Origin of the sequence: Psychrobacter sp. DAB_AL32B (assembly GCF_002224105.1) — a bacterium.
Classification (GTDB): domain Bacteria; phylum Pseudomonadota; class Gammaproteobacteria; order Pseudomonadales; family Moraxellaceae; genus Psychrobacter.
On sequence record NZ_NEXU01000081.1, the window covers coordinates 31268 to 50988 of the forward strand.

A 19721-nucleotide genomic window follows, 5' to 3' on the forward strand; every position below is an offset into this window, starting at 1 on the left:
TCTATAAGCCAGCTAGTTAACCAAGCTTTTTAGAAACAGTTAAATGGTAGAACGCTATGATAAATATAAATAAGCTAAAAATTGCTGTGATTGGTTTGGGCTATGTCGGACTTCCTCTAGCAGTTGAGTTTGGCAAGCAGCATTCGGTGGTAGGCTTTGACATTAATGCCAGCCGCATTACTGCGCTGATGGCAGGCACAGACCATACCTTGGAGGTTAGTAATGAAGAGCTAGCGGTAGCGATACATTTACGCTATAGCTCAGATATCCAAACGCTCAAAGACTGTAATTTCTTTATTGTAACCGTACCGACACCTATTGATAGCTCAAAGCAACCTGACTTAACCCCACTCATTATGGCCTCAAAGACAGTAGGTTCATTCCTAAAAAAAGATGACATTGTAGTCTATGAATCAACCGTTTACCCAGGGGCGACTGAAGAGGTTTGTGTCCCAATACTCGAGGACGTATCTGGATTAATCTTCAACCAAGACTTTTATGCAGGCTATAGCCCTGAGCGTATCAATCCGGGTGACAAAGAGCACCGCGTAACCAATATCCTAAAAGTAACGGCAGGCTCGACACCTGAAATCGCTGATTTTGTTGATGAGGTTTATAACTTAATCATTACCGCTGGTACGCATAAAGCCCCAAGTATTAGGGTCGCAGAAGCGGCCAAAGTCATCGAAAATACCCAAAGGGATGTCAATATTGCCCTGATTAATGAGTTGGCGGTAATCTTTAATAAAATGGGTATAGACACTCAAGCAGTACTTGAAGCAGCAGGTACCAAATGGAACTTTTTACCATTTCGTCCCGGCCTAGTAGGTGGTCATTGTATTGGTGTCGATCCTTATTATCTGACCCATAAGGCGCAAGCCATTGGTCATAACCCTGAGATTATATTGGCAGGTCGGCGATTGAATGACAGTATGGGTGAGTATGTGGTTACGCAGTTGGTCAAAACCATGGTAAAAAAACGTATACAAGTTGAAGGTGCTAAAGTTTTGGTTTTAGGACTCAGTTTTAAAGAAAACTGTCCAGATGTACGTAATACTAAAGTGATCGATATTGTACATGAGCTACGAAATTACAATATCGAGATCGACATTCATGACCCTTGGATAGACGCTAACGAGGCTAAGCGGGAATACAATATTACTCCTATCGCCCAACCTGTAGCAAATCAGTACGACGGCATTATTTTAGCGGTCGCTCATGAGCAGTTTGTAGCGATGGGAATAGAGAAAATAAGAGCGTTAGGTAAAGACAGTCATGTTCTCTACGATCTAAAGTATTTGTTTACTAAAGAAGAAACTGACATACGCCTTTAAACCGCTAGAGCAATCAAAGCAATATGGGAGACATTTACTATGAAAGTAACTGCTTATCAACAAGTTACAGAAGCATTAGTTAATAAACCAAAGACTTGGCTCATCACAGGGGTAGCAGGATTTATAGGTTCGAATCTACTTGAGAGTCTGTTATTACTGAATCAAAAAATCATTGGATTAGATAATTTTGCCACTGGTTTTCGACACAACTTAGACGAAGTTCAGTCGGTGGTAACTGCTAAGCAATGGCAACGTTTCAAATTCATGGAAGGTGATATACGAAATTTAGCAGACTGTGAGACAGCTTGCATAGGCGTAGATTATGTCTTACATCAAGCGGCATTAGGTTCAGTGCCACGCTCTATCGCTGACCCTATCAATACTAACGACACTAATATCTCAGGTTTTTTAAACATGCTAGTCGCGGCTCGTGAAGCTAAGGTAGCTAGCTTTACCTATGCGGCTAGTAGCTCGACTTATGGTGATCATCCAGCATTACCAAAGGTCGAAGATGCTATAGGTAAGCCTTTATCACCCTATGCAGTGACTAAGTATGTCAATGAGCTATACGCTGAAGTCTTTGCTCGTACTTACGATTTTCATACTATTGGTCTACGTTATTTTAATATTTTTGGTAAGCGTCAAACTCCGGATGGTGCTTATGCGGCCGTAATCCCTAAATGGACGGCGGCCATGATTCAGGGTGAAAAAGTTTATATTAATGGGGATGGTGACACTAGCCGTGACTTTAATTTTATTGAAAATGCTGTGCAGGCTAATATTTTAGCAGCAACCGCTAATGACGATGTCAAAAACCAAGTATATAACGTGGCAGTCGGTGGTCGCACTACGCTAAATACCTTATTTAATGCGTTAAAAGATAGTTTACATACTAATGGCGTAGACTATAGCCAAGCGCCGATTTATCGTGATTTTAGAGAAGGTGATGTGCGTCACAGTCAAGCAGATATCAGTAAAATCAAAAACGCATTAGGATATGATTCTAAATTCGATATCGTCCAAGGTATCAGAAAAGCGATGCCTTGGTATGTTGATTTTTTACAAAACAACTTGTAGTTGGATAATCTATGTTGAAAGTAATTATGCAGCTTTTCTCGTTGTTGACGGATAAGCAACTAAAGCAATTTTATACGCTACAAGTGTTAGTGGTTATTATGGCGTTTACAGAGCTATTAGGGATTGCTTCTATAGCCCCTTTTATGGCTTTAGTTGGTGATATTAGCATACTAGAGACTAATGGCGTTTTTGCGCAATTGTATCAGATGTCTGGCTTAAATAATCCTATGGACTTTTTATTCTATACTGGTGTGATAGTCCTAGTTATGTTGACGTTTTCTACTGTCATTTCTATGTTTACAATTTGGAGATTATCAATCTTTGGCGCGCGGATCGGTACTGAGATTGCGGATCGTCTCTATACCTACTATATGCAGCAAAGCTGGCAGTTTCATGCCAGCGGTAGTAGTGCACAGCTTACTAAGCAAGTATCCACTGAAGCGGCACGCATCAGTAATGACATCATACAACCGTTGATGCAAATGAATTCCAAGCTAGTCTTAGCACTATTTATATCCATCAGTATCGTGATTTATGATCCAGTTATCGCGATATTGGGATTATTCATATTTTCGTTAGCATACTTTGTACTATATAGGTTGGTGCGACAAAAATTAGAAAGTAATGGTCAACAGCTGTCTGAAGTGTCGACCCAACGTTTTAGACTCATGAACGAAGGGTTTGGCGGTATTAAAGACGTCCTACTGCTAAACCGTAGCCATGATTTTATCACTCGGTTTCATGATAGCGGTAAAGTCTTCGCTCGTGCTCAAGGAACCAATATAGCTATTAGCCAAGTACCACGATATTTTATAGAGCTTATAGCATTTGGTGCGATGATTTCATTAGTATTGGTATTGATTAAGGTACACTCTGGTAATTTAGGAGAAGTCTTACCAATCTTAGCAGTTTATGCTCTGGCGGCATTTAAGTTGTTGCCAGCTTTACAGCAAATATATTCTAGTCTATCTGTTATTAAAGGTAATGTCGCTGCGTTCGAGGCCGTCAAAGATGACTTACAGCGCTCACTTGAAAACCAGAAGATCGTCAGCGAAGCCTCGATAGTTCCATCCATAAACCTTTATCAAAACATTGCTCTGAATGATATAGCATTTAGTTATCCTGGTAAGGATAGAGCGGCCGTGGACGGCGTCAATATGAGTATCCCTGTCAATAGTGTGATTGGTCTTGTTGGTTCATCAGGCTCTGGCAAATCAACTTTGATAGATTTATTACTTGGTTTGCTGACCCCGCAACAGGGCGGTATATATGTCGATAACATTCGCATCACTGCAGATAATAAACGAGCCTGGCAAGATCTATTGGGATTTGTACCACAAAGCATCTTTCTAAGTGAAGGAAGCATCGCTGAAAATATTGCCTTTGGTATTCCGGCGAAAGACATCAGCCTAAAACAAGTTAATAAAGCGTTAAATTTAGCCAATTTGACAGAATTGGTGGAGCAACTGCCAGAAGGTATCAATACCAAAGTAGGTGAGCGCGGCGTACAGCTCTCAGGTGGTCAGCGGCAACGTATCGGTATTGCGCGCGCACTCTATCATGAAGCAGAGGTTTTAGTATTCGACGAAGCAACCAGTGCATTAGATGGTATTACTGAAAAGATAGTCATGGACGCTATCCATGAGTTCAGTGGTCAAAAGACCATTATCATGATTGCTCATCGTCTAAAGACTGTAGAGAAATGTGATCTTATTTACTTTATGGAATACGGTAAAATAATTGATTATGGGACCTATCAGGAACTTGTGGTACGTAATGTAAAGTTTAAAGAAATGACTAAATACGCTTAGCGTTACTGACGGGAGCTCTGATATGTACTTAAGTTTGGTTATTCCGTTTTTCAATTCGGCACATAAATGCAAGAGACTTCTTAAACGTGTAAAAGAAATAATGTCGAGCGATCTCGATCTCGAGCTTATTTTAGTTGATGACGGTTCAACTGACGACACTTATCGTTTACTTACAGATTTTAGAGATAGCTTGCCACAAGCCAATATAACAGTAATAAAACAAAAAAATAAAGGTCCTGGTGGTGCTAGGAATACGGGGCTGAAACTCGCAAAAGGTGAATATGTTTGGTTCGTCGACTCTGATGATGATATAACGCTAGAGGCATTAGCGTGCATAAAAGACAACTGCGACCATCAGTATGATTTTATTGATTTCAATATTATAAGCTCAGATGGTATTCCTATGAATACAATAGGCGTGGTAGCAGGTAGATATATAAATACACAAGAAATCCCTCATATACTTCTGAGTAGGTTTATGCCTCAAATGTGCAAAGCTTTTAGGCGAAATTTTTTAATTAAAAACCAAGTTCGTTATCCTGATTACTGCTATTACGAAGACATCCCACTGGCATTCACTGTTCCGCTTCTCGTCACGAGTTTTTTAAAAACAGATATCGTTGGTTATCTATATCATCAAGAATTCGCTTCTATTACTAGAGGTGAAATAAGTCTAAAATCACTTGATCGTCTTTACACATCAACTTGTGGACTGAAAGAAAGTTTGGTACTTGCCAAAACTGATATGGAAATCAATATCGTAAAGCAGCGTTTTGTTCAGCTGTACTTGATAGACAGTGCTGAGATGTTTTTTAGTGTCATGCCCAATAAAGGGTGGATAACTATTTGGCGAATTATGAGCGAGTATCGTAGATTGGCTAAGCAGTTTAATATAAGTTTAAACCCTTTTGATCTTATCAGCGAAAAGGACTATCAGTATAAACTGTATTTCCGTGCACAGTGGCTTATGTCTTTTATACTGAGAGGCGATCAGACGGCTTATTTTGAAGGGATAAGAGAAAAAGAGTGGGATTTATGACTCGATATAAAGCTATTTACTTTACTACAATCGTAGCGCTTTTATTTTGAACCGACTGTAGGTGTCTACTAAATCTTTATATTTCTGACTCCTAATGTATTAGCCCTTCACCTTCGGTAAAAACCAAACTATAAACAGAATTAATTAAGTTACCTTATACGCATTAAGATAATATATATTCGGAATATAGGATTTATATTCTTTACAAAAAAAGTACTTTGCAGCATAATTTTAGTGATTAAGAGTTTATGTGTTGTCAGTGAGTGTCTCATTTCAGCGGTATTAAGGTCGGATAAAATAAGGGATATTCTTAATTAGGCTAAAGGAGAACTAAGTAATGAAAAATATTGGTATAGAAATGCATAAGCTTTGTGAAAAGCTTTTTCCGATATGTCGTAGCATAACTGGCGCAGGCTTTCGAGAATCCTTAAAGATACTAAAAAATGATATGCAATTGAATGATTTGAATATGTTTGAGGTAGCAACTGGTACCAAATGCTTTGATTGGGAAGTCCCAAAAGAGTGGAATATTAGAGACGCTTATATTATTACTCCTGATGGCAAAAAGATATGTGACTTTCAAGTTTCTAACCTTCATGCCGTTAGCTACTCTATACCCGTAAATCAAGAAATATCGCTTGAAGAATTGCAGAAGCATCTTTACTCATTGCCAGAGCAACCGAATGCTATACCGTATATAACCTCATACTATCAAGAAAGATGGGGTTTTTGTATCACTCAACAAGAGCGGGACACGCTCAAACCCGGCAATTATAGCGTATATATAGACAGTGATTTACGAGAAGGAAGCTTAACCTACGGGGAGTTGATCATTCCAGGTGAAACGGAAGAGGAGGTTTTTTTATCAAGTTATTTGTGTCATCCCTCAATGGCAAACAATGAGCTATCAGGACCAGTGGTAACGGTATTTTTGGCAAAGTGGCTTTTAAGCTTGCCATTTAGAAAATATACTTATCGTATTATTATCATCCCTGAAACTATTGGCTCAATCACATACCTCAGTCGTCATCATGAAGCGATGAAACAAAACATTATTGCTGGGTTTAATATTACCTGTGTAGGTGATGATAGGGCTTACTCATATTTGCCTTCCAAAACCGGTGACACGTTAGCAGACCAAGTGGCAAAACATGTTTTAATCCACACTCATCCAGAGTTTGTCAGTTATTCTTTTTTAGACAGAGGAAGTGATGAAAGACAGTACTGTAGCAAGGGTATAGATCTGCCTGTATGCTCAATCATGAGGACAAAGTATGGATGCTATCCAGAGTATCACACCTCTTTAGATGACTTGGAGCTGGTCACTGCTACTGGGCTGCTTGGTAGTTATGAAGTGCTAAAAAAATCGATTGAATGTCTTGAAGCTAATGAAGTACTTGCAACAAACTTTTTATGCGAACCACAACTTGGCAAGAGAGGTTTACATCCCACAATCGGTACCAAAGACAGCAGCTTAGTTGTCAAAAATATGATGAATTTTCTGGCTTACTGTGATGGAGTAAGTACAAATCTAGAAATAGCAGAAAAAATAAACGCCCCATTATGGGTGTTGCAAGACACTATAAATAAGTTGAAAGCTGAAGATTTACTTATAAGTGTTGACTTGGTTTCAGATCATGGCGATAGTTATGACTATTCAAAATTGCTAACTTGACCTTTATGTTAATTACTAATCTGCTTACTTTTCCACATCGAAAACTATAACCTATATTTTTTCTAAATTATTTTGACTGTAGGTAACTTTAATTTCTTCTAACCAATAAAGAGCTTTGGCTTAAATATATGAATAATCATATGTTTAGGCCAAAGCTCTTTTTTTGATGACTAATTTTTATCATTTATTTTACGTTTAATTCATTGTTGCTAGTTGTACATTCAAATATCAATATTAATAAATATATATATTTCTTTATTTTACATATTAATGTGTGTTATAGTTTTGTTAAGTTTATTACAGAATAAATGATCGAACAATATTTGGTAGCCTTGCAACTGGTAGAGGGATTTTACATGTTGACTGATAGCACTATTCTCATCACTGGCGGTACAGGTTCATTTGGTAATACCTTCTTACCAATGACCTTAGAGAAATATAACCCTAAAAAAATTATCATCTTTTCACGTGATGAGATGAAGCAGTGGGATATGGCGAAAAAATTCGTCGGTGATGATAGAGTGCGCTTCTTCATCGGCAATGTTCGTGATAAAGAGCGCTTATATCGTGCATTAGACGGAGTTGATTATGTTGTCCATGCTGCTGCTACTAAAATTGTGCCTACCGCTGAATACAATCCCTTTGAATGCGTAAAAACCAATATCAATGGTGCAATGAACTTAATTGATGCCTGTATTGATAAAGGGGTTAAAGGTGTGGTTGCGCTATCTACTGATAAAGCCAGTAGCCCGATTAATCTTTATGGTGCTACTAAACTTGCTTCCGATAAATTGTTCGTAGCTGGTAACGCTTATTCTGGAGAGCATGGCACTAAGTTTTCAGTTGTACGTTATGGTAATGTCATGGGTTCTCGTGGCTCAGTGATTCCTTTTTTCATGTCTATTAAAGATAAAGGTGTGCTACCGATTACAGACGAGCGTATGACCCGTTTTATGATTTCATTAGAAGATGGCGTTAAGTTAGTTTGGCATGCATTCGAGGATATGATTGGTGGCGAGATTTACGTCAAAAAAATACCTTCTATTAAGATGACAGATCTAGCCAGAGTGCTTGCCCCAGAAGCCAAGCAGGAAATTATAGGTATTCGTCCAGGTGAGAAGCTGCATGAACAAATGATCAGTAGCGAAGACGCTTGTTATACCTATGAGTATCCTGAGCATTTCAAAATTTTGCCGATGATAAATAACTGGGCAGCATGTCCAAAACGAATCAAAAGTGGCAAGAAAGTACCTCCAGGTTTTATTTATGCCAGTGACAGCAATTCAGAGTGGATGTCTGACGACGATCTACAAGATTGGCTGGAGATAAACTGCGAAAAAATAGGGAGCGTCTAAATGATTCCCTATAGCCGCCAAGACATCAATCAGCAAGATATTAATGCTGTTGTTGAGGTCCTTAAATCAGATTTTTTGACCCAAGGCCCTCAAGTTCCTGCATTTGAACAGGCCATTATAGATGCGTGTGATGCCAAGTATGCTGTTGCTGTTAATAGTGCCACATCGGCATTACATATCGCTTGTTTGGCTTTAGGGTTAGGCAATGACGATTGGCTTTGGACAACACCAAATACTTTTGTCGCTTCAGCAAATTGTGCTCTGTATTGCGGTGCCAAAGTTGATTTTGTTGATATCGATCCTCGCACTTATAATCTTTGCGCGAAACAATTAGAGAAAAAGCTTATTGCAGCGGAAAAGGTAGGAAAGCTACCCAAAATAGTGATCCCTGTGCATTTCAGTGGTCAGCCATGTGATATGCAAGCGATCCATGAGTTGGCTAAAAAGTATGGTTTTAAGATTATTGAAGATGCCTCACATGCTATCGGTGGTAAATATCAAGATGTACCCATCGGTAATAGCCGCTATAGCGACATCACTATATTTAGTTTTCATCCGGTCAAGATAGTCACTAGTGCTGAAGGTGGCGCTGCCGTGACCAATAGGGCAGATCTAGCAGAAAAAATGTTGCTACTGCGCAGTCATGGTATTACTCGTGATGATGGGCTGATGACGCAGATTATGGATGGTCCTTGGTATTATCAGCAAATTGCATTGGGCTTTAACTATCGAATGACAGAGTTGCAAGCCGCTCTTGGGCTATCACAAATGCAACGGTTAGAAGAGTTTGTTATTAAGCGTCATGAGCTAGCGTCTCGCTATGACGGGCTACTTCAAAACCTACCAATTACCTTGCCCTGGCAACACCCCGACAGTTATTCAGCTAGGCATTTATACGTCATTCGTCTGCAATTAGAACAAATTAACACCACCCATCTTGATGTATTTAACGCGCTGCGCGCTGCAGGGATTCTAGTTAATCTGCATTATATCCCTGTACATATGCAGCCCTATTATCAAAAGCAGGGGTTTGAGTCTGGTCAATTCCCTGAAGCGGAAAAGTATTATAAAGAAGCAATCAGTATTCCTATGTTTCCAGCAATGACTGATGAGCAGCAAAATACCGTCTGCGCGACATTACAAACCTTATTATGCATAAGGTCATGAATATCATGGGGCAGGGTCAGAAGTTGGCTTTAGGAACCGCTCAATTCGGACTGAAATATGGTCTAGCCAATATGGCAGATAAAGTACCAGGCGACATGGTTGAGCAATTACTTAAAATAGCCAGCGCATTTAACATAACGATGCTCGATACCGCTATTAGTTATGGTGATAGTGAAAAGATTTTAGGACGGTACAATCTTGCGACGTTTAACATAGTAAGTAAGTTACCTGAAGTGCCACTTGATTGTCTAAAGGTAGAAGAATGGGTAGAAAAGCAAGTGCTTGCTTCACTAAAGCGTTTAAAAATAAGTAAACTGCAGGCTTTATTACTACATAGACCAGCCCAGTTGCTAGGGACAAACGGAGAGAAAATATATAAGTCGATATTAAAACTCAAAGAGCAGGGCATGGTGGAACAAATTGGGGTTTCTGTTTATGGTCCTGATGAATTATCCGAGCTAATCAAAAGATTCGATTTTGATGTAATTCAAGCCCCTATGAATATATTAGATCGGCGTATGGAGAATACAGGAATGCTTAAACAGCTAAAAAAAGCAGGCGTAGCCATTCATGTTAGGTCGGCTTTCTTACAAGGTCTTTTATTGATGCCAAGCGAAAAAACCCCAGTATACTTTACTCCATGGGTGCCATTAATTAAACAGTACCATCAGTGGTTAAATCAACAAAGCCTCTCTCCTTTGCAGGCCTGCTTAAGCTATCTTAACCAACATAGTGATATCGATAAAATCATAGTCGGAGTAGATGATATTTGGCAGCTGAAACAAATAATTGCTGCAATTGATACTCCTATCACTGACATTCCTGACTTCTTGCAATCAGTAGATGAAGGTTTGATTAATCCGTCGAGGTGGCAGCTATGACATTAAAATTGGGAGTAATCGGCTCATCTGAAGGTAATGGGCATCCTTATTCATGGAGTGCTATTTTTAATGGTTACGATTCAGCGGCAATGGAAAAGTGTGGCTATCCCGTTATACCGCGTTATTTAGAACAACAGGACTGGCCTGCGAGTCAAATTAGCGCCGCTAAAGTCACTGCTATATGGACGCAGGAGATAGCGCTCTCTAAGCACATCGCCAAAGCCGCAAAAATCGAGCGAGTCGTGTCTTGCTATTCAGATATGATTGGACAAGTGGACGCCATTCTTTTGGCACGTGATGATGCTCACAATCATTTGCAGTATGCCGAACCCTTCTTACGTCAAGGCATCCCTATCTATATAGACAAACCCATTGCCTTATCAATTGACGACTTAGAAAAGCTATATGCTTTAGAACGATATCCCGGTCAGATTTTTACCTGCTCAGCGCTTAGATATAGTGAGCAGTTAGCCCTGACTACGGCGGATAAGCAAAGTCTGGGACCTATCAAACAGATCACCGCGTTTACCCCAAAGTCTTGGTCTAAATATGCTATTCATATTATTGAGCCTGTGCTAAACATGCTCTCTGAGGGTGACGAGCCAGTCGAAATGACTGCTCCTGCTACTAATAGAGCTGACAGCTCAGGTAGCCTAAAGGTTTGTTGGAGCAGTGGCATACAGACTAGCTTTTTTGCGCTTGGTGATGTGCAAACCCCAATCTCGATTAGAGTGTTTGGTACGAGTGGTTGGAAGGACTTTACCTTTACAGATTCATTCTCAGCTTTTAAAGCAGCTTTGCAAGCTTTTATACAAGGCATCTCAGACAAGAAGGTAATGTCAGATAGAGCATTTAATACAACAGTGGTGCAACTGCTTGAAAGAGGTAGCCAATGAAAGAGACGATCTTGATTACTGGTGGTACAGGTAAGTTTGGCAGGCAGTTTGTTAAGCATTTTGCCAATAAAGGCTGGCGGGTATTATTTACGACGACCTGTCAAGACAATGCCAATAGTTTAATGGAAGAGATAGCTGGCGACTGTTGTTTGATGCCGCTGATAGTGGATTTTACTCAACCGCAAGCGGTACAAGAGATCGTTAAGCACATTCAAGATACCGGCTATACCGTAAATCACTTGGTAAACAATGCGCGTAGCTTGTTGTTTTTGCAGACAGACTCATTAGGTCAGACCAGCCGTGAAGACTTTTTAGCTGAGTATTTGATGGATGTCGTTGTACCCTATGAGCTATCGATGTGGCTTTTTAATATCCAACCAAACGCGCTAAGCACCATTACTAATATAGGCTCTCAATACGGTATCGTCGCTGCCAATCCAGCTTTATACGAAGATTATCCAGCACAGTCGCCTATTCAATACGGGGTTGCTAAAGCAGCATTGATACATCTAACAAAGGAGTTGGCGGTACGCTTTGCCGAATTTGACATAAGGGTTAATTGTATTGCCTATGGCGGTGTCAGCGGGCGTGTTGATGATAGCTTTGAAGCCAGATACGCACAGCTTGCGCCAAGTGGTCGTATGTTATCTGAGTCTGAGCTCATAGGACCTCTAGATTTTCTAGTTTCAGAAAACTGTAAAGCCATCAATGGTCAAACCATTCAGGCTGATGGCGGGTGGACATTATGGTAAAACGTAGAATTGCCATTATTCCTGCTCGCGGCGGTTCGAAGCGAATCCCGAAAAAAAACATAACCGATTTTAATGGTCAGCCGATGATTGCCTGGACGATCAAAGCTGCTAGAGAATCAAAGTTGTTTGATCGCATCTTGGTCTCTACCGATGATTCAGCGATAGCCGAGGTATCTATCCGCGCTGGTGCTGAAGTGCCTTTTCTACGCGAAGACTTTGCTGATGATTATTCCACAGTCAGCGAGGCTACAACATTTGCCTTACAGCAGGCTATGGAGTATTGGAACGAAGAATATAGTGTGGTGGTCCAATTGATGGCTAATTGCCCATTACGAACTAGTGTGGATATCCAGTTGCTAGTTGCTATATTTGAAGCAAAGAAGCGCACGGCTCAAATTAGCTGCTTTGAATATGGATGGATGAACCCGTGGTGGGCGGCAACGATTAATGATGAGGGTAGACCCACTCAAGTTTTTTCTGAAACGTTGACTCAGCGCTCGCAAGACTTGCCTAAGCTTTATTGTCCAACGGGAGCTATTTGGATATCTACAGTGAAAGCGCTGTTGGCTCACCAGACGTTCTATTCACCAGATTACACATTTGAGCCAATATCATTAAAAAGCGCCATGGACATAGACGACTATGAGGATTTAGAAATTGCCAATGTATTAGTCGTAGCCAGTAAGCGCTCACCATGAAACCACTCACTATAAAAGAACCAAGCTGCAAAATTGTGTTTCGTTGTGACGCTTCTATTCAAATAGGAACCGGTCATGTCATGCGTTGTTTGACTTTAGCTAATGAAATGGCTCAACAAGGAGCTGAATGTGTTTTTATATGCCGTAGACACCACGGGAATTTGATTGAGGAAATTCAGAAGCATGGACATAAAGTGTATCCACTTCCTTTAGAAAATGACTTGTATATTGAAACAAACAATAAGACTGCACTTGCTCACGCTGATTGGCTGGCTAGTACACAATGTAGAGATGCTGAGCTAAGCCGATCGATAGTAAAAGCGATACAACCTTATTGGTTGATTGTTGATCACTATGCCTTAGATGAGAATTGGGAAAAAAGGCTACGTCAATATTGTAAAAAATTAATGGTAATCGATGATTTGGCAGATCGGAAGCATAATTGCGACGTCTTACTTGATCAAAACTTTGGTCGTGATCTGCAAGACTATGCTGCCTATGTTAATGAAGATTGTGAATTACTATGCGGATCTGTATATGCGTTACTCAGGCCTGAATTTGCAGAGTGGCGAAGCTACAGCTTAGAGCAGCGTCAGCATAATAAGTTGGCAAGTATTTTGATTAATTTAGGTGGAGTTGATAAGGGTAATATTACAACCAAAATCCTGAAAGTACTGCAAACTAAATCTCTACCTGATCACTGTTCAATTACCATCGTTATGGGTTCGACATCACCATGGATTGAGGCAGTAGAACAACAAGCCGCGATAATGCGGTGGCGTACGGTAGTAAAGGTAGGGGTAGATAATATGGCTGAGCTAATGGCCAATAGTGATTTGGCTATCGGCGCCGCAGGGTCGACCTCATGGGAGAGGTGCTGCTTGGGACTGCCAACTATTATGCTGGTTTTAGCGGATAACCAACAGGTTATTGCTAACGTATTAGAAGGTGTGGGGGCGGCACTGACATTCGATATAGCTATGTTGGAGGCTGAGCCATTAGTATTTGATCAAGGTATAGAGTCAGTCGCACCTAAGATGAGAGAGATGAGCAAGGCTGCTAGCGCAGTTACTGATGGGCTAGGAGCAACACGGCTATCTAAGATTTTACTCCAATAGCTCTAAAGGAAATGCTATGAAAATCAGCTTCTTATGTAGTAATCCTAGACACCCTGTCAACGACTATCTATATGCATGGATAAAAAAGAACAATAGCAAACATGAGATAGAGCTAGTGCGTCAGAAAAAGGATCTGTCTGGAGGAGATGTATTATTTTTAGTTTCTTGTACAGAGATTATAAATAATCAAGATCGTATGGCTTATATTAGCTGCCTGGTACTGCATGCCAGTGACTTACCTAAAGGTAGGGGTTGGAGCCCTCATATATGGAGCATTTTAGAAGGAAAAGAGGAACTGACTTTAACACTGTTAGAAGCTAGTAATAATGTCGATAGCGGCAAAATATGGAAAAAATTAAATTTTCAAGTGCCTAAACATGCGTTATGGGATGAAATTAATCACCAAATATTTGAAAAAGAATTGGAGTTAATTGATTTTGCTATTAGCAACTTTAAGAGTGTTTCACCTAAGCCACAAGACCCAGATATAGAGCCAACTTATTATCCCAAACGCACACCAACTGATAGTGTAATTGATCCCTCTAAAAGTATTGAGAGTCAATTTGATAAAATCCGAGTCTGTGATCCTGATCGATTTCCTGCTTATATAGAGCTGTATGGAGAGAAATATAAGATTATTTTGGAGAAGGAAAATGACAAATAATATTCATATTGATGGTCGCATCATAGGTCGTAATCGAGCCCCTTATATCATTGCTGAGATGTCGGCAAACCATAACGGCCAACTTGATGTAGCTCTGCGTATTATAGAAGAGGCCAAACGCGCCGGTGCTGACGCCATTAAAATGCAAACGTACAGGCCTGATACGATTACTTTAAAGTCAGACTTGCCGGATTTTCAAATTTCAGATGGTTTATGGGCTGGACGTACTTTATATGATTTGTACGAGTGGGCTCATACACCTTGGGACTGGCATAAGCCGCTGTTCGATTATGCTCGTCAACTAGGTATTACGATATTCAGCTCTCCTTTTGACAGCACTGCCGTAGATCTACTAGAGGATTTAGGGGCCCCTGCATACAAAATAGCTTCTTTTGAAGCAGTTGACTTAGCATTGATTAAGTACGTTGCTAGCACTGGCAAGCCAATGATTATATCTACCGGTATGGCCAGTGCCGAAGAGATAGAAGAAGCTATAGATGCTGCACGTGTAGGTGGATGTAGAGAGCTTGCTATTTTGCACTGTGTCAGTGGTTACCCTGCGCCAGCTGCCGATTACAACCTGCGTACTATTCCAGATATGATAGAGCGCTTTGGGCTAGTGACAGGTTTGTCAGATCATACTCTTGATAACACTACAGCGGTCACTAGTGTTGCCCTTGGAGCCTCTATTATAGAGAAGCACTTTACCCTTGATCGTAATGGTGGCGGACCTGATGATAGCTTTTCGCTAGAGCCTGCAGATTTAGCTGCCTTATGTCGTGATACCAAGACCGCTTGGCAAGCGTTAGGACAGGTGGATTATAGTCGAAAAGCCAGTGAAAAAACCAACGTCAAATTTCGGCGCTCATTGTATTTTATACAAGATCTGGAGGAAGGCGATACTATCACTGGAGAGGCTGTACGCAGTGTGCGCCCTGGATTTGGTTTGGCGCCAAAGTATCTAGCTAACATTATAGGTAAAAAGGTAATACGAAACGTTAATGCCAACACTGCTATTACTAGCGATACTGTAGAAGGGTTTTTTGAATAAAGACCATGAGAATAATTAATGTTTCTTTATATGGTTTATGAGTATATGTCTTCATATTTTCTTGAATTTGAAATAATTTTCATGACGTTCGAAAAAATAACTAATAATTAACATTTTAATAGGTTGTAATAAGATATTTATATTTAAGACGGTCGAACGATTAAGTATTTTGGAGTGTATAAGATGGATGTGTTTATCGTAAGAACTAGACTACAGTCTTTAATTGTTGAAAAAATAATAAATGTAGAGAATATAAGTAAATATATCTTAGTATTTTGTTATCTTGATAATAAATATGAAGATGACTCTAAATATTATACTACTTACAAAAGAATCAGGGAGAATGCCTTTTTTACTATAAATGTATTTTGCAGTAGTAAAGTTTCGGTCAATTTTATAAAGTTTTTTTTGACACAGTTAATGGTATTTATAACTAACGGTAAAGTTTTTTTAGCGGTAATCGATAGCTATCCTTTCGCGCTTTCAAATAGATTTTTTCCTAGTTTAGAGATTAATACATTCGACGATGGTTCATATAATTTGATTAAGTCTTCAGCGTATTTTAATGAGACAGCTCTTGCTAGGAAAGGAGTTAAAGGGCTTGTTTCTAAAATGGTTTTCCCCAAAGGAGGAGCTAAGTATTTAAGAGATAGAACCAAGCGTCATTATACCGTTTTCCCTGATTTAGATAATATTGTAGAAAAAGATAGAGTAGTCAATCTTGATTGGGATTGGAGTGAACTTTTAGACAATAGAGACTTAGATAAATTGCCAGCGCGCACGGATGCTATTTTATTAGGAACCGCGTTTCAGGATTTCAGTATTAAACAGCAAGTAAAGCTTAAAAAAAATATAATGAAAATCATTGATGATGTAGGGTTGTATATAATGCATCCGCGTGAAGAGAATTGGTTAGAGCATTCTAAAGTAGTTAAATTGCATAGTCCTGCGGAAGCAGTACTAAAGTATATACAAAGTACTAATAATAATGAATTAATAGTATACCATATTGACACAACAGTCTCTTATTCCTTAAAAAGAAATGAGCATATTAGGTTTATTAATTTGCTTTCTGAAGTTTGATTAATGGTATTAAACAGGTGGTTTTTGATAGGCTGTTTTAATATGTGGAATTATACGAGTTATAGAAAGTGTTTCTATGAGTACGAAGAAAAAAATATAACAAGATTTTTAGACAACACTCTGCTTAAAAAAGGCTAAGTAATAATGAAAAAAATTGCGTTTTTTTTACCAGACCTTCGGTGTGGCGGTGCAGAAAAGGTAGCTCTTTTACTAGCTAATGAATTTATACAACAGGGTTTTAATGTTGATATGGTTCTAAGCAAGGCACAGGGAGAATTCTTATCAGAGTTAAACAGCCAAATTCGAGTTGTAGACTTGAAAGCAGATCGTATACGTTATGTGTTTAAGCCTTTATTAAAATATTTTAAAAGTGAAAAGCCAGATGTAGTATTAGCATCAATGTGGCCTTTGACGTTATTGGCAGTTGTAGCATTTAAGTCAGCGAAACTATCTGGCTCGGTTGTAGTCTCAGATCATACAACATTTTCTCAAGCTCCTTTGATGCAAAAAAGATCAATGCGCTGGTTTTTTAAATATAGTTTAAGCTTAGTTTATCCTTTTGCTAATGCGATAGTTGCAGTATCTGATGGTGTAGCTGACGATTTGTGTGGACTAGGTGGGCTAAAACGTAGAGGTATTACAGTTATATCTAATCCTGTAGAAATTAATACAGATCTTTGTACAGAAGAGGAAGGCTATAGAAATTGGAAAAGTCATAGTGGTAAAAAAATAATCGCTGTTGGTGCTTTAAAAAAAGAAAAAGATTATCCATCGCTGCTAGAAGCATTTTCCCTTCTTCTTAAAAAAGAAGATGCTTACCTAACGATATTGGGGCAAGGAGATTTATTAACTGATTTAAAAGCTTTAGCCATAAAGTTAGAGATAGCTGATCGAGTTAACTTTGCAGGCTTTAGTAGAAAACCTTCTGCATGGTTGGCCTCATCTGACTTATTAGTTCTTTCATCTAACTGCGAAGGCTTTGGTAACGTATTGATTGAAGCAATGAGTGTTGGTACCCCAGTTGTTTCTACCGACTGTCAGTCAGGACCAAAAGAAATTCTTGAAAATGGAAAATATGGAATATTAGTACCAGTTGGTGATGTTAGCGCTTTAGCTCAAGCTATGTGTAAATCTATTAATGATAAACATGATGAAAATGCTTTAAAGAGTCGTGCGGCTGATTTTTCAGTGGATAAAATTGCGAAACAATATATCGAGGCTTTTAAATAATGTGTGGATTATTAGGAGTTGTTGATTATAAAAAGAATATAAATACGAGCTTATTTAAGGAGATGTTAAATAGCTTGAAACACCGTGGCCCAGATGATGAGGGTCTAGAGGTTTTTTCTTTAGATTCATGCTCTATATTTCTAGGTCATAGAAGGCTTTCAATAATAGACATCAGTTCTAATGGTCATCAGCCTATGCTCTACGAACACCTAGCTATTATATACAACGGAGAGGTTTACAATTTCAAGGATATACGACAGGAACTAATATTAAATGGTTACTCATTTGACTCCAATACTGACACGGAAGTAATTTTAAAATCATATCATTTATGGGGAACACATTGCGTAGATAAGTTTAGAGGTATGTTTGCATTTGCAATTTACAATGCCAAACAACAAGAGATTAAAATCTTCCGCGATCGTGCAGGTGTAAAACCTCTATATTATTCTTTAACAGATGATGCATTAATATTTTCAAGTGAATTAAAGCCTCTTCTGAATTATCCTGATTTCAATAAAGATATAGATTTCGAAGCTGTATCTTCTTATCTGCAGTTTGGTTATATTCACGCTCCAAAAACCATATTTAAAAATGTCCAAAAGCTTCTTCCTGGACATTATTTAAAATATGATATTGCCTCAAAAAATTTGGTAAAAGAGTGCTACTGGAATATTAATGATTTTTATGAGAATCAGGTTGCGACAGATAATGTTGTAGATGAGCTAGAATCTATTATAACAGAAGCCTTCAACTTACGAATGATAGCAGATGTTCCTGTAGGTGTTTTTCTTAGTGGTGGAATAGATAGCTCTTTAGTAGCAGCTATTGTCCAAAAAAATAGCAAGATACCTATAAATACTTTTACTATTGGGTTTGAAGATAAAAGATTCGATGAATCTAACTATGCTAAAGATATTGCAGAATATCTAGGTACAAATCATACTGAACTTATTTGCAAAAAAGAAGATGTCTTAGCAACTATAAAAAAGTTATCAAAGATATTTGATGAGCCATTTGCAGATAGTTCAGCTATACCAACTGTCTTGGTTTCTGAGCTTGCAAAAAAACAGGTATCGGTTGTGCTCTCTGGCGATGGTGGTGACGAATTATTTTGTGGGTACCCAAGCTATGCACTGATGGAAAAAAGGTTTCAGCTCCTATCTAAAATTCCATTTAGAAAAAAATTAAAAAAGTTATCTAATGTACTTCCTGTCCCTGCTTTTATGCAAAATAAAGTTAATAAAAAATTATATAAAAAGTTTATAAAGTTTATAAAGTTTAAAAATATGCTAGACCATGATGATATTGTCAATAGCTTTAAAGTTGCAAATTCTGTTTTTTCAAAGGATGAGATTAAAAATTTAATACAAGCAGATTATTATTTTTCCAAAGATACACCTGCTACTACATCGAATTTAGAAAAAATGATGATTTCAGACTTTAAAGGTTATTTACCTGATGATTTAATGGTTAAAATTGATAGATCAACAATGAGTGCTTCTTTGGAAGGGCGAGAACCTTTGCTTGATAATAAAATAATTGAGTTTGCTGCGAGTTTACCAATTTCGTATAAAAAAGACAAAGAAATATTAAAAAATATTCTAGGTCGTTATATTCCTAAGGACTTGTTTCTTAGGAAGAAACAAGGTTTTGGTATACCAATAAATTACTGGCTCCGTGAAGATCTTAAGTATCTTTTAGATCAATACTTAAGTGAAGATTTGATCAAAGAATATAATATTTTTAATTATAATTATGTATCCAAGCTATTAGAATTATTTTATGCAGAAAAAAACGATGATAACAAAGTTTGGGTTTTATTAATGTTTCAAATGTGGTTCTCAGAAAATATAGATTCTAATAAATGTAATAGATAGCTTTTGTATT

17 protein-coding genes are annotated in these 19721 nt (G+C 38.5%); all 17 read left to right on the plus strand.

Annotated features, from left to right (window positions below):
* Nucleotides 1-56 precede the first annotated feature (56 nt).
* The 17 genes from tviB to asnB all read left to right on the plus strand — a co-directional run bounded on the left by tviB (nucleotide 57) and on the right by asnB (nucleotide 19711).
* Nucleotides 57-1334: a Vi polysaccharide biosynthesis UDP-N-acetylglucosamine C-6 dehydrogenase TviB gene (gene tviB, locus CAN34_RS09910; protein WP_089555520.1), complete on the plus strand. Its 1278-nt coding sequence runs from the start codon at nucleotides 57-59 to the stop codon at nucleotides 1332-1334.
* Nucleotides 1335-1373: 39 nt separating this feature from the next.
* Entirely contained in the window at nucleotides 1374-2411 is a 1038-nt protein-coding gene (locus tag CAN34_RS09915; RefSeq protein WP_089555521.1) for an NAD-dependent epimerase/dehydratase family protein, read from the plus strand.
* A gap of 11 nt (nucleotides 2412-2422) precedes the next feature.
* Nucleotides 2423-4222 carry an ABC transporter ATP-binding protein gene (locus tag CAN34_RS09920; protein ID WP_089555522.1) on the plus strand — a complete coding sequence of 600 codons (1800 nt, stop codon included), beginning with the start codon at nucleotides 2423-2425 and terminating at the stop codon, nucleotides 4220-4222.
* A gap of 22 nt (nucleotides 4223-4244) precedes the next feature.
* Complete coding sequence (locus tag CAN34_RS09925) at nucleotides 4245-5261, plus strand: glycosyltransferase family 2 protein (RefSeq protein ID WP_089555523.1); 1017 nt, start codon at nucleotides 4245-4247, stop codon at nucleotides 5259-5261.
* Nucleotides 5262-5598: 337 nt separating this feature from the next.
* Nucleotides 5599-6936, plus strand: a complete 1338-nt coding sequence (locus CAN34_RS09930) for a DUF4910 domain-containing protein (RefSeq protein WP_089555524.1) — start codon at nucleotides 5599-5601, stop codon at nucleotides 6934-6936.
* A gap of 356 nt (nucleotides 6937-7292) precedes the next feature.
* Nucleotides 7293-8291 carry a UDP-N-acetylglucosamine 4,6-dehydratase (inverting) gene (pseB, locus tag CAN34_RS09935; RefSeq protein ID WP_089555525.1) on the plus strand — a complete coding sequence of 333 codons (999 nt, stop codon included), beginning with the start codon at nucleotides 7293-7295 and terminating at the stop codon, nucleotides 8289-8291.
* Nucleotides 8292-9458 carry a UDP-4-amino-4,6-dideoxy-N-acetyl-beta-L-altrosamine transaminase gene (gene pseC, locus CAN34_RS09940; protein WP_089555526.1) on the plus strand — a complete coding sequence of 389 codons (1167 nt, stop codon included), beginning with the start codon at nucleotides 8292-8294 and terminating at the stop codon, nucleotides 9456-9458.
* Nucleotides 9455-10339, plus strand: a complete 885-nt coding sequence (locus CAN34_RS09945; RefSeq protein WP_217320622.1) for an aldo/keto reductase — start codon at nucleotides 9455-9457, stop codon at nucleotides 10337-10339. The genes pseC and CAN34_RS09945 overlap by 4 nt, the downstream gene beginning before the upstream one ends.
* The gene (locus tag CAN34_RS09950; RefSeq protein WP_089555528.1) at nucleotides 10336-11235 is read left to right on the plus strand and encodes a Gfo/Idh/MocA family oxidoreductase; all 900 of its coding nucleotides are present in this window, start codon (nucleotides 10336-10338) and stop codon (nucleotides 11233-11235) included. The genes CAN34_RS09945 and CAN34_RS09950 overlap by 4 nt, the downstream gene beginning before the upstream one ends.
* On the plus strand, nucleotides 11232-11987 hold the full coding sequence (locus tag CAN34_RS09955) for an SDR family oxidoreductase (protein WP_089555529.1): 756 nt from the start codon (nucleotides 11232-11234) through the stop codon (nucleotides 11985-11987). Before CAN34_RS09950 ends, CAN34_RS09955 begins: the two co-directional genes overlap by 4 nt.
* The gene (locus CAN34_RS09960) at nucleotides 11981-12685 is read left to right on the plus strand and encodes an acylneuraminate cytidylyltransferase family protein (RefSeq protein ID WP_089555530.1); all 705 of its coding nucleotides are present in this window, start codon (nucleotides 11981-11983) and stop codon (nucleotides 12683-12685) included. The genes CAN34_RS09955 and CAN34_RS09960 overlap by 7 nt, the downstream gene beginning before the upstream one ends.
* Nucleotides 12682-13803: a UDP-2,4-diacetamido-2,4,6-trideoxy-beta-L-altropyranose hydrolase gene (pseG, locus tag CAN34_RS09965; protein ID WP_089555531.1), complete on the plus strand. Its 1122-nt coding sequence runs from the start codon at nucleotides 12682-12684 to the stop codon at nucleotides 13801-13803. The genes CAN34_RS09960 and pseG overlap by 4 nt, the downstream gene beginning before the upstream one ends.
* Before the next feature lie 16 nt (nucleotides 13804-13819).
* The gene (locus CAN34_RS09970) at nucleotides 13820-14467 is read left to right on the plus strand and encodes a formyltransferase family protein (protein WP_089555532.1); all 648 of its coding nucleotides are present in this window, start codon (nucleotides 13820-13822) and stop codon (nucleotides 14465-14467) included.
* A complete protein-coding gene (gene pseI, locus CAN34_RS09975) occupies nucleotides 14457-15518 on the plus strand; it encodes a pseudaminic acid synthase (protein WP_089555533.1) in 1062 nt (353 codons plus the stop codon). Before CAN34_RS09970 ends, pseI begins: the two co-directional genes overlap by 11 nt.
* Before the next feature lie 183 nt (nucleotides 15519-15701).
* On the plus strand, nucleotides 15702-16601 hold the full coding sequence (locus CAN34_RS09980; RefSeq protein WP_089555534.1) for a glycosyltransferase family 52: 900 nt from the start codon (nucleotides 15702-15704) through the stop codon (nucleotides 16599-16601).
* A gap of 144 nt (nucleotides 16602-16745) precedes the next feature.
* Nucleotides 16746-17831, plus strand: a complete 1086-nt coding sequence (locus tag CAN34_RS09985) for a glycosyltransferase (RefSeq protein WP_089555535.1) — start codon at nucleotides 16746-16748, stop codon at nucleotides 17829-17831.
* Nucleotides 17831-19711: an asparagine synthase (glutamine-hydrolyzing) gene (gene asnB / locus CAN34_RS09990; protein ID WP_089555536.1), complete on the plus strand. Its 1881-nt coding sequence runs from the start codon at nucleotides 17831-17833 to the stop codon at nucleotides 19709-19711. Before CAN34_RS09985 ends, asnB begins: the two co-directional genes overlap by 1 nt.
* The last annotated feature ends 10 nt before the right edge of the window (nucleotides 19712-19721 follow it).

Coding starts and splice junctions, on each gene's coding strand:
- tviB (WP_089555520.1), top strand. CDS start 57: ATGATAAATATAAATAAGCTAAAAATTGCTGTGATTGGTTTGGGCTAT.
- CAN34_RS09915 (WP_089555521.1), top strand. CDS start 1,374: ATGAAAGTAACTGCTTATCAACAAGTTACAGAAGCATTAGTTAATAAA.
- CAN34_RS09920 (WP_089555522.1), top strand. CDS start 2,423: ATGTTGAAAGTAATTATGCAGCTTTTCTCGTTGTTGACGGATAAGCAA.
- CAN34_RS09925 (WP_089555523.1), top strand. CDS start 4,245: ATGTACTTAAGTTTGGTTATTCCGTTTTTCAATTCGGCACATAAATGC.
- CAN34_RS09930 (WP_089555524.1), top strand. CDS start 5,599: ATGAAAAATATTGGTATAGAAATGCATAAGCTTTGTGAAAAGCTTTTT.
- pseB (WP_089555525.1), top strand. CDS start 7,293: ATGTTGACTGATAGCACTATTCTCATCACTGGCGGTACAGGTTCATTT.
- pseC (WP_089555526.1), top strand. CDS start 8,292: ATGATTCCCTATAGCCGCCAAGACATCAATCAGCAAGATATTAATGCT.
- CAN34_RS09945 (WP_217320622.1), top strand. CDS start 9,455: ATGAATATCATGGGGCAGGGTCAGAAGTTGGCTTTAGGAACCGCTCAA.
- CAN34_RS09950 (WP_089555528.1), top strand. CDS start 10,336: ATGACATTAAAATTGGGAGTAATCGGCTCATCTGAAGGTAATGGGCAT.
- CAN34_RS09955 (WP_089555529.1), top strand. CDS start 11,232: ATGAAAGAGACGATCTTGATTACTGGTGGTACAGGTAAGTTTGGCAGG.
- CAN34_RS09960 (WP_089555530.1), top strand. CDS start 11,981: ATGGTAAAACGTAGAATTGCCATTATTCCTGCTCGCGGCGGTTCGAAG.
- pseG (WP_089555531.1), top strand. CDS start 12,682: ATGAAACCACTCACTATAAAAGAACCAAGCTGCAAAATTGTGTTTCGT.
- CAN34_RS09970 (WP_089555532.1), top strand. CDS start 13,820: ATGAAAATCAGCTTCTTATGTAGTAATCCTAGACACCCTGTCAACGAC.
- pseI (WP_089555533.1), top strand. CDS start 14,457: ATGACAAATAATATTCATATTGATGGTCGCATCATAGGTCGTAATCGA.
- CAN34_RS09980 (WP_089555534.1), top strand. CDS start 15,702: ATGGATGTGTTTATCGTAAGAACTAGACTACAGTCTTTAATTGTTGAA.
- CAN34_RS09985 (WP_089555535.1), top strand. CDS start 16,746: ATGAAAAAAATTGCGTTTTTTTTACCAGACCTTCGGTGTGGCGGTGCA.
- asnB (WP_089555536.1), top strand. CDS start 17,831: ATGTGTGGATTATTAGGAGTTGTTGATTATAAAAAGAATATAAATACG.